8 protein-coding genes and 2 pseudogenes are annotated in these 9944 nt (G+C 37.1%); 2 read left to right on the top strand and 8 right to left on the bottom strand.

Features of this window, described 5'->3' with window-relative positions:
* Window positions 1-32 precede the first annotated feature (32 nt).
* The 6 genes and pseudogenes from H5114_RS05760 to H5114_RS05780 all read right to left on the bottom strand — a co-directional run bounded on the left by H5114_RS05760 (window position 33) and on the right by H5114_RS05780 (window position 6322).
* On the bottom strand, window positions 33-959 hold the full coding sequence (locus H5114_RS05760) for an efflux RND transporter periplasmic adaptor subunit (RefSeq protein ID WP_011638885.1): 927 nt from the start codon (window positions 957-959) through the stop codon (window positions 33-35).
* Window positions 956-2305, bottom strand: coding sequence for a TolC family protein (locus H5114_RS05765; RefSeq protein ID WP_011638884.1), 1350 nt, complete (start codon window positions 2303-2305; stop codon window positions 956-958). The genes H5114_RS05760 and H5114_RS05765 overlap by 4 nt, the downstream gene beginning before the upstream one ends.
* A 75-nt stretch (window positions 2306-2380) precedes the next feature.
* Window positions 2381-2737 (bottom strand): hypothetical protein, encoded by a 357-nt coding sequence (locus H5114_RS05770; RefSeq protein ID WP_011638883.1) that lies wholly within the window; start codon window positions 2735-2737, stop codon window positions 2381-2383.
* A 1000-nt stretch (window positions 2738-3737) separates the two neighbouring features.
* Window positions 3738-4994 carry a Y-family DNA polymerase gene (locus tag H5114_RS05775; RefSeq protein ID WP_011638882.1) on the bottom strand — a complete coding sequence of 419 codons (1257 nt, stop codon included), beginning with the start codon at window positions 4992-4994 and terminating at the stop codon, window positions 3738-3740.
* Window positions 4995-5195 (bottom strand): annotated as a pseudogene (locus H5114_RS20415) (LexA family protein); the annotation flags it as partial.
* A 47-nt stretch (window positions 5196-5242) separates the two neighbouring features.
* A pseudogene (locus tag H5114_RS05780) lies at window positions 5243-6322 on the bottom strand (IS3-like element ISShfr8 family transposase).
* Window positions 6323-6474: 152 nt separating this feature from the next.
* Here H5114_RS05780 and H5114_RS05785 point away from each other — a divergent pair.
* Complete coding sequence (locus tag H5114_RS05785; protein ID WP_011638879.1) at window positions 6475-6741, top strand: hypothetical protein; 267 nt, start codon at window positions 6475-6477, stop codon at window positions 6739-6741.
* A 51-nt stretch (window positions 6742-6792) separates the two neighbouring features.
* Window positions 6793-7215: an antitoxin Xre/MbcA/ParS toxin-binding domain-containing protein gene (locus H5114_RS05790; protein ID WP_011638878.1), complete on the top strand. Its 423-nt coding sequence runs from the start codon at window positions 6793-6795 to the stop codon at window positions 7213-7215.
* Between the two features lie 94 nt (window positions 7216-7309).
* Here H5114_RS05790 and H5114_RS05795 read toward each other — a convergent pair whose 3' ends face one another.
* Complete coding sequence (locus H5114_RS05795) at window positions 7310-7480, bottom strand: hypothetical protein (protein WP_165870202.1); 171 nt, start codon at window positions 7478-7480, stop codon at window positions 7310-7312.
* A 1035-nt stretch (window positions 7481-8515) separates the two neighbouring features.
* On the bottom strand, window positions 8516-9697 hold the full coding sequence (locus H5114_RS05800; RefSeq protein WP_102036767.1) for an OprD family outer membrane porin: 1182 nt from the start codon (window positions 9695-9697) through the stop codon (window positions 8516-8518).
* Between the last annotated feature and the right edge of the window lie 247 nt (window positions 9698-9944).

A 9944-nucleotide genomic window follows, 5' to 3' on the forward strand; every position in this document is an offset into this window, starting at 1 on the left:
GGTATAAAGGTAAACGAAGACGCATAAAAAATTTAATGCCCATGTTCAGCATCCTCTTTCCCCAACTCAGACTTCAAAACAAAGCTATTGTTACTCACATACATTTCACCAACCGACAAACCCGTTAGAACTTCACTATATTGACCATCTGTTCGACCAAGGCTCACTTCGCGTGGTTCAAACCCAGATTCACCTTTGACAAAAACTACATTTTTATCTTCAATAACTTGTATTGCTTCATTACGTATAGAAACTGGCGCATTTATTTCATCAAGTGTAATGTTGGCATTAACAAATAAGCCCGGCTTCCAAATGTTGTTGCTGTTTTCAAGTAGAACACGAGCTTTAGTGGCTTGGCTTTGCACTTGTCCAAATGGTGAAATATAAATAATTTTACCTTCTGAAATATTTTTTAAATCAGTACTTTGTATGTTAACCGTCTGATTTAATTTGACCAAAGGAAGATCCTTCGGAAATATGCTTAATTCTACCCAAACAGTAGAAAAATCTTGAATCACCAGTAAAGGAGTTTCATTTGTTTTCTCTCCAATATTTATATTTCGCTGTGTGATATATCCATTAATTTCAGAAGTTATTGAATAGTTTTTCAAGCTTTCATTTGCTTCAACAATTAACAATGTTTCACCTTTACGGACCGGATCACCGATGCTCTTCTTTACATCACGTACCACACCATCAAATCTGGCATTAACCACTTGCAAACTTTCAGCATTAGTAGCAACCAAACCATAAACAGGTAATACATCACGAATAACATTGGCACCAACGGTGCTAACCACTATTCCGGCATGCTGTATTTGCTCGTTAGATAATTCTATATGCCCTTCCTCTTCATGTTCTGATTCATCTCCATGACCAGACTCTGCAAAAATAGACCCTGTAAAAAATAAGAAGCTGGTTAAGAATAGAACTTTTGTAAAACTAGAAATTAATTTCATTGAGATATTCCTGATAATTTGATGTTCTCGTTATATTGCGAGCTAGCTAAAGGCTCTGATGTCAATTGTTCGATTTCTGCACCATAAGTTAATGCTGAACCTGCAGCTTCAATTAATGTACGTCTTGCACTTAACAACTCCTGACGAGAGCTCACATAATCCAGATAACCGTACCTTCCACGCTGATATGCATCTTGAGTTTCAATCAGTGCTTGCTCTAAAGAAGGGATGATGGTGGAACGCAATGAGTTAACGACTAAAATAGCTTGTTTTCTATTGTAAAAAGCTCGAAATAACTGATTATGCATATCCAATAACATGACATCACGTTTTACGAATACTTGATTTTTTTCTGCAATGGCTGTTGAAATAGCACCTTGATTCCTAGAGCCAGAAAATAAAGGCATACTGAAGCCAGCTACGAGTGCTGTATCGTTTGTATCTTGAGCTCGACGAACCCCCACAGACCAACTAATGTCAGATTTTGACTGTGTTTTAGCAACACGTATTTCAGCATCTTTTAAACGAGCTTCTGATGCAAAAATCTCTATTGCAGGGTTAAGTTTGACTCTTTCAAACAATTGTTCAAATGAGATATCTTCCCCAAACTGAAATAAATTCCCCTCAACATTCTCAAAGTCAGGTGAGGATGATCCCCACAAACTCGATAACGAAACTTTTAAGTAAGATAAGCGTTGCTGTTCGGCAAATAATGATAGCCTGGCTTGCTCTAAGGCTGCTAATGCTCGTTTAACTTCTGCATCGGGTGTAGCACCTGCAGCAGCGCGTTTTTTTACAATATCCAAAGTATCAATGCTTAGTTGAGTAGCCTCCTGTGCAAGAACAACTTGTTCTTGTGCAGCAAGTACATCAACATAACGACGAGTAACATCACCAAGTAAAGCCAGTGACTCAACCTGCCTGCTTGCTTCTAATAATGACAATTCAGAAGATACAGTCCCAATTCTAGCTAAACGCTTGTTATCCATTTCAAAAACTGAGGATAAAGCTATAGTGAACTCAGCTCCACTAATACCGTTGTAATTTCCAGTTCCTCCAACATTTTCAGTATCAAAACCTAATTCATAAGCAGGTGATAATTTAGCAGTTTCCATTTGACCATTCAGAGCATCAATTCGATACGGAAAAAATTTAAGAGAAGGATTTTGTGATAGTGAACGCTGCATTGCAGTTGGCAGCGATATAGCTTGATCTGCCGATGATGCTCTTGCTGCGCTGATTGTAAAGGAGAATGCCACAAGGAAAACACACGAAATAATCCGTATATTATAAATACGACTCGAGAGCTCCAAAACTAGTTTTGGAGGACGATTTAACATTAACATATTGTAATACCTAATTATTTAAGATATAAAAATGCGCAAACTCTATCATTTGCAAAAATTGACTTAGAATAAAAATTAGGCGATCGGAGGACGAATTGAAGCTGAAAAAGGAGTTTCTGGAATAGAAAATAAATATGAGTTGTATGGAGCGTATTTTGTGAGGATATCAGTTTCAGCCTCATAGACACTTAACAAATAGATATGGCAATGACTACTGTGGTGGTGGCAGTGAAACATTTCATTTGAAGAAGGAATATCAGTCGTAGATACATCATGAACTGGAGGTGTTTTGATAACTGATACATTATTATCGATTGGTGTACTTGATAAAATCTCAGCATAAGCTTTTAGCGGGTGAGCATCGACAATATTTGTCATAGGTTGAAACACAACCCATACAAAAATTAAAATTGTCGATACTAATTTAATCATGCTAACCCCAATTTAGATACATTTTGATTTTAACATTCCCCATAAAAAAATCAATGCATATTTAACTCTGTTCAAGACTGATGGCGGTGTTTTACCCGCTGAATATTAAACCTGTTATTTAAGAATGTACAAGAGCCTATAAAATTTTAAAGTTAAAATTAAAGTTAAATACTCGCGAATGACGAGGTGAACTCAAGTACAATTCGATAGCAACGCTTCACAGTGGTAGTCATCGATGACATTAAAATCTGCCTGAAAACAAGTTATCGCTAATAAAATGCATTGACTAGGATTCATTAGTTTTGCTGGAACGGTATATGTACAGGCTCTGTACAAAGTTTTAAGTAAATGCAGCATTTTTAACAAAAATACTCACATACAAGCTCTTAACGTATCATCATTCCGTTTCAAAAACTTGATTTTGTTACTTTATCAAAATAAATACTGTCCATTAATCTGAGCTGAAGTAAGTGCAACAGTTTCTCTTATAGAGATTTCTGGTATATCGAGCTTGAGTAAGCCAACTTAATCACATCATACCGGATTGCAGCTAACGATCATCATCATTAGCTAGCTCATTATTGAAGAATATTACAGTGACTGGAACAAATTTTTATTATTACTTTATTCACGTAAGTTAACTTAAACACGAAGCAATCTTTTAGCAGTGAAGGACTACTGATTACACATTAAAATTCATGTTATTAATAAACGCTCCAATATAATACATGTTGTTATTAGACCATATGTATTGTAGAAGCCCTTAAAATCAATACTCATAGCATATATGCACATAAATAACTCCTCCTAAGCCGCGTATTTCCAGCTGCAATAGCTGTTGAGCTAAAAGCCAGTAAAAAGAAAGGTAGACCAATTTTAAGAAGGTTCATCGAATGCTTCAAGCTAAGGAACAGTGATTAGCTAATGTCTGATTTATCTAATTAAACCAAGCATATGAGTGATACTAACAGTGAAAACATTAATCAAAGCAAAAACCTAGTTAGCACTTAATGCTGGGTACACTGAACCATTTGGTTGTGTATTGTGGCGTTAGCAAATCACGGCGCATTGACCACTTGTGCTCTATGCCTTGAGCTGCTAGAAACATCGTATCACTGCCATAGCGTTGGTTAATGTCATCTAGCGTATTCATCAAAGCGGGATTAGCCTTTGAAGGGTTAAATAAATCGAATTGGTTATGTTTTTCGCTAGCTAAATCGATAAGCCCTATACCGATTTTGTAATAATGTACGAACTCACGAAATAGCTTTGGTGCGGCCTCACTCATAGCTTTGGTTAGCTCAACAGTGCAGTTGGTTGGACATGGAAAATGTACAATAGCTTTATAGCTTACAGGCCGTTCATCATGGGGTGAATTACTGGCAAAAATCAGCAAGGTCTTGCAGTTTGAACCTTGCTTACGTGCTTTACTCGCTGCGATAGCAACATGCTTACTCAATGCTTGTAATAACGACGAATAATCTGTGATGCGCTCACCTACGCTTCTAGTCGAAAATATCTGCTTTTTATCTGCCCTCGACTCATCCCATATTTTACAGGCTTGGCCGTTAAGCTCACGAACGGTACGTTCTATTTCAATACTAAATTGCTTTCTTGCCAGTGTCGGCGGCATAGACGCAAGTTGAAACGCAGTACGGATATTCATTAATTCAAGCTTCTTACTTATTCGGCGGCCTATCCCCCATACATCCCCTACAGCAAGCTGCTTTAAAATAGCTATACGCTCTTGCTCATTACTAATGAAACAAACTCCTTTGTAGCCCTCAATCTTCTTAGCTGCATGGTTGGCTATTTTAGAAAGAGTAAGCGTTTCACCAATACCCACACAGACTGCTAGCCGCGCTTCTTTCCACACAGCACGGCGGATTAACTGGCCTTGCGTAAGGAGGCATTTGATAGCGGGATAGCAGTTTTTAAAAGAGAGGAAGCTTTCATCAATAGAGTAGACATGTTGCTCAGGGGCAAAGCGGCCAATGATATCCATCATTTTGCTAGATAAGTCAGCATAAAGTTCATAGTTTGAGGAACAGACAATAACACCACGTTTGGCGCATAAGGCTTTAACTTGAAAGTAAGGTAGAAACTTCCCAATTCCAGCCTCTTTAGCTTGACGATTAGCAGCAACAATCATCCCATCGTTGTTACTCAACACAATAACAGGCTTACCACGCCAATCAGGGCGAAAGACTTGTTCTGCACTGCAATAGAAGCTATTCGCGTCAACTAGAGCAAACATCTAATTACCCCACAACAAAGGGCTTTGACGGTGGCAACGAATAGAACGTGTGACTACGCCTTCAATACTAAAATAATCGTATTCATGAATTGTGACAGGTTGGTATTGTTGATTAGAGGAATGGAGAACACGCAGCTTGGTATCTAGAATCTTGCAGACAAACTCGCCATTAAAATTGGCAACTATTACATCGCCGTTTCGACCGTCTGGTAATCTCCCCATTTTTAGCTGAGGTCAAAAGTAGAGACTTAGGCCACTAGTGCCAGTTTTTGCTTTGGTGGGACACCACCAATTGCTGTATTGGGTCTTTCATTGTTATAAAACCATAGCCATTGTGTCGCATGTTCCTGTACCTCGGCAATACTATTCCAAAGATATTGGCTCAGCCATTCGTATCGCACAGTCCGATTATAGCGTTCTACATAGGCATTCTGCTGTGGATTGCCAGGCTGAATAAATTTCAGTTCTACATTGTGTTTTTCAGCCCAGGCAGCCAGTACCGCACTTATATACTCTGGACCATTATCACTGCGTATCTGTTTTGGTTTTCCACGCCATTCGATGATTTGATCCAATGTTCTCACCACACGCTCCGCAGGTAAGGAGAAGTCGACTTCTATCGCCAAGCCTTCACGGTTGTAATCATCAATCACGTTCAATAACCTAATGCTGCGACCATCTTCCAGTTGGTCGTGCATAAAGTCCATGGACCAACATTCATTGATTGCCTCTGGCACCGCCAATGTGTCCGGTTTATCACGCTTCAAGCGTTTCCTCGGCTTAATTCGTAGATTTAGCTCCAATTCTCGGTAAATCCTATACACCCGCTTATGGTTCCATCGGTAGCGTTTCACGTTACGTAAAAAGTAATAACATAGCCCAAACCCCCAACTCCGATGGGTTGATGTCAGTTGCTGTAACCAGTCGGCTATTGCAGCGTTTTCATCACTGAGTTTTGCCTGATAGCGATAACAGCTCTCACTGAGTCCAAACAAGGCACACGCAAATGCGATCGAAATGGCTCACCGCCTTTTGCGCCAGCTCCCGCCGCCGCGACGGCTTTACCACTTTTTTTCGATGGCCTCTTTGAGTATTTCAGCTTTGAGTCGCTCTTCGGCATACATTTTTTTGAGTCGTGAATTCTCAGCCTCTAACTCCTTCAATCGCGCCATCATAGAAGCGTCCATGCCACCGAATTTGGCGCGCCATTTGTAGAAGGTCGCAGAGCTCATGCCATGCTCACGGCAAAGCCCCGGAACTGGGGTGCCAGCTTCGGCTTGTTTAAGGATTGCTAGGATTTGGCTGTCGCTAAATTTTGATGTTTTCATGCAGAATCTCCCTGCGTATATATTACGAGAAAATTCTACTTTTGAAATCTACTATTTTTAGGGGGGATTAGCCCAAACTTGTAACGTTTTATTTGATTATGTAACCAAATCAAGCTACCTTGATATCGTTACGTAATCAAGAGGTTCTAAGTATGGCAGATAAAAGTGATGCTCATAAAGGGGCGCATGGTGGTGTACGTAAAGGTGCTGGCCGCAAGACTAGATATGAAAAAACGATAGTGATGAGAGTTCCTGAACAATATAAAAATGCGATCAAAGCATTAATTCAACACATAGATGAATGCGAAAAAGTTGATCATCACTACTCACCTGTAGTTTCTAAACCTATATTTACAAGGTCGTTGCAGGGCAAGCCGCAACAAGTTACTTTTACGGTGAGTTCAGTAAAAGCAACTTGATATCGTTACAGAATCAAATGTATTTATCAAAAAAATTGTTTAGGACAATCTATGTATCAGAAAGCTTTCTATATACTTGGTGGCAAAGACTTTGATTTTAAGGATGATTCATTACTTAACATTATTCAGTTTCTCAAAATAGGTTTACCTGAAGCAATGCTGGATGAAGCAGCAAGATTAATGGGATTGAATAAAAAGCATGTAATCTTGCTGATAGGAAAAGCTTCAGGTAGCACAAGTTTAAAATTTGTTTGTCGACTATCCCCGAATCAGAGCGAACGTATGTTAATGATTATTGAAGTTTTAGCTCAAGCCGAGCAATATCACGGTAATAATGCAGCCGCTTTGAAATGGTTAAACACTCCAAACCTCCAATTATACAATGAAACCCCGCTGAATTATCTTGATACAGTAATGGGTATTAAACTTGTTTCAGAAGAACTAAATAAACTCTCTCATGGAATGACAACATGAAAAAAATTAGTTAGGATGCAAACAATCTCTATTGGAACTTTAGATAAATTCATCAAGAAATTAGTTATGGACAGTTAGTTTTCATTAAAGACTATTACAAGTCATCAATCCCAATTTCGATTTCTTCTTGATCACGTCGCCGATGAACTATTTCAGCTATTTCACAATCTTCATCTATAGCAAATAGCAAAGATTCATCATCATTTAAAGAACCGTCTATTTTAATATCCTTTAAAATACCTTTTGCTGAGCCATGTTTTTTCACAAAGGAACTCCTCTTACAAAATTTGTATTATAGGTATAAATGGGCCATTTACTAAACCGTTTTTGGACAGAAACGAGCCAGTGATGAACAAGTCGAACAAGCAGTAGAGAAACAAACCGAGCAGCCAAACTATAACGCGCTGGGGCTTAGGCCCGAAACAATGGGTGTCTCGTATAAAATGTTCAAATAAAAACTCGAACAACAATGAATATCGTAATAAAAAAATATGTTACATAGCTATGCAACCTAATTTTTCTAGGGTCTATACTGATTTCAAAATCAAGTTCATATATTTTTAACCTTTTACAAAAAAGTGAATAAATGTATAGCCATAAAGCACATATTAAAAATATAAAAAAATACCCGCTCACGCTAACATCTGAAAAAAAACTAACATCATTTGCATTTAACACCCCATGCAAGATGAGAAAAACAAAACCTAATGATGAAAGCAATACCATAGACACTGCCCCAGAATGGCCAAAACTTTTACTTCTATAATATGCATAACCGCCAACAATATAACTACGAAAATAATACACTTTTAATTACCTCTAAGGTTTATATCTGTGTAGTGGTGCATCTTTTTGGTCACTGCTTTATAGATTCCGAAGTCGATATTTGGGTCTATCATTAGATAAATGATGCAAGTCAGAAATCGTGATTAACTCATAATGGGGCAAAAACAAGTTTGAGTTACAAACGTAATTTAACCTCTACAGTAGTCTTATAAAGTAGCAGCCGATATTTCTTAGCCACTACTGCTAGTGATGTAAAAAAATTGTAAAATATCCGTCGGTTTGTGATTTAATTTACTTAGTTCTAAAATACACTCTATTGGAGGTTGTTTGTAAAAGTAGATATTGAGACAATTATCAACTGACATGTTTTTGATCAACTTTAATCATCTAGAGGTATTTTATCATGTAAAATTATAAACCCAAGCAGTTTAAGACGGCCTGGATTTACAATTAAAATAACATTGATAGGGAATTAACCTTTATCAAAAATAAAGTTCGCAATAAATTATAACCGCTAAAAGCTATAAGAGAATTTTGTCCTTAAATCAGTAGCATCTTTTTGATTATTTTCATAATCCAAGATTGAAAAATCAACTGATATACCGCAATTAGCTAGTTTACCATCAAATTGATATGCAAGATTAACCGTCCATTCATTTAAATCTTTTCCAACTATGGGATTGTCAAAAGATGTATAAAATAATTTACCTTTAACATTAGAGATAGTAGAACCTAACCCCAGTTGATACGAATTTGTGCCCGCTTCAAATGCAGCAACCCCCGCAGTTTTAGTAGTTGCAGTAAACTGATAATAAGCTCCTTGACCTATGCCTCTAAAAACTCTATTTTCTCCTTCATTTCCTCCAGCTAATGTATAACCAGCGAAAAAATCTACTCCCCCCTGGCTGAAACCTACTTTAAAGCCCAAAAGATCATTATCAACTAGTTCATTTTTATCCCACTTAGTTTTGTAGTACTGCACCGCAATATAACTGTTAAAGTTAGTTGGCAATGTATATTCTACATCCGCATAGAGTGCTTGGACTTCATTTATTACATTTGCGTACTGTGAGTTAATTTTAACTTTTTTAGCTATCCGTTTATTAACTTGTGCGTAAAAGACGCCATCATTGCCTATCTTATAAAAGTCGCCAGGGGAACCAGAACCATTATAATCAAAATCAACAAATTCATTATCAACATAAAATGATTTATCTGTTCGAGTCTGATATTTAGTCACATAACCAATCGAAATATCAGTATCCTCAAAATGACTTGAAGATACCTGATACATTTCAAAAGACTCTTTTATCAATCTTGAACCTGAGTTAGCGATCAAGGGTGATGAAAAGTGTTGTCTACCTCCAGAAAACACCGTACCACCAAACTGATATTTCAAAAAGGCTTCTGATAATACAAGACCTTGTGCGTTTATACTGCCCGCAGTTCTATCATCATCATCATTGATGTTACTAACGTATGATCCCTGTACTTCTCCTCCCAATTTAAACCCATTAAACTCTGATGTATTAAAAGTAACATTACCACCATTCACCCAAATCGAGCTATTCTCTGCATTTGAATCGTCAAAATCTTGTTCGAAATAGTACGATTTCGCTGTACCTCCAACATTACCATTGTGTATCCATTCAGAAAAATTTTCAATATCACCATTAGAGAATGCATTATTACTCATTGCTAATAGCACCAAAAAATATTTATTATATTTAAACATATAAACCTTATTAACGTTAAGTTACAAACAAGAAACTATATTGAGTAAAATAAAAACCGAAGATAAACAAATAAATTACAAATCCAATCAATAATACAAATAAAAAAATTTTTAACAGTGATCTATTTCACAACAAAAAATATTAAACCCACAAAAATAACAAATTAAAATAAGACATAGGTTTAAAACCAAAGTTAAAAACCTAGGT

Origin of the sequence: Shewanella sp. SR43-8, assembly GCF_014163775.1 — a bacterium.
GTDB lineage: Bacteria > Pseudomonadota > Gammaproteobacteria > Enterobacterales > Shewanellaceae > Shewanella > Shewanella vesiculosa.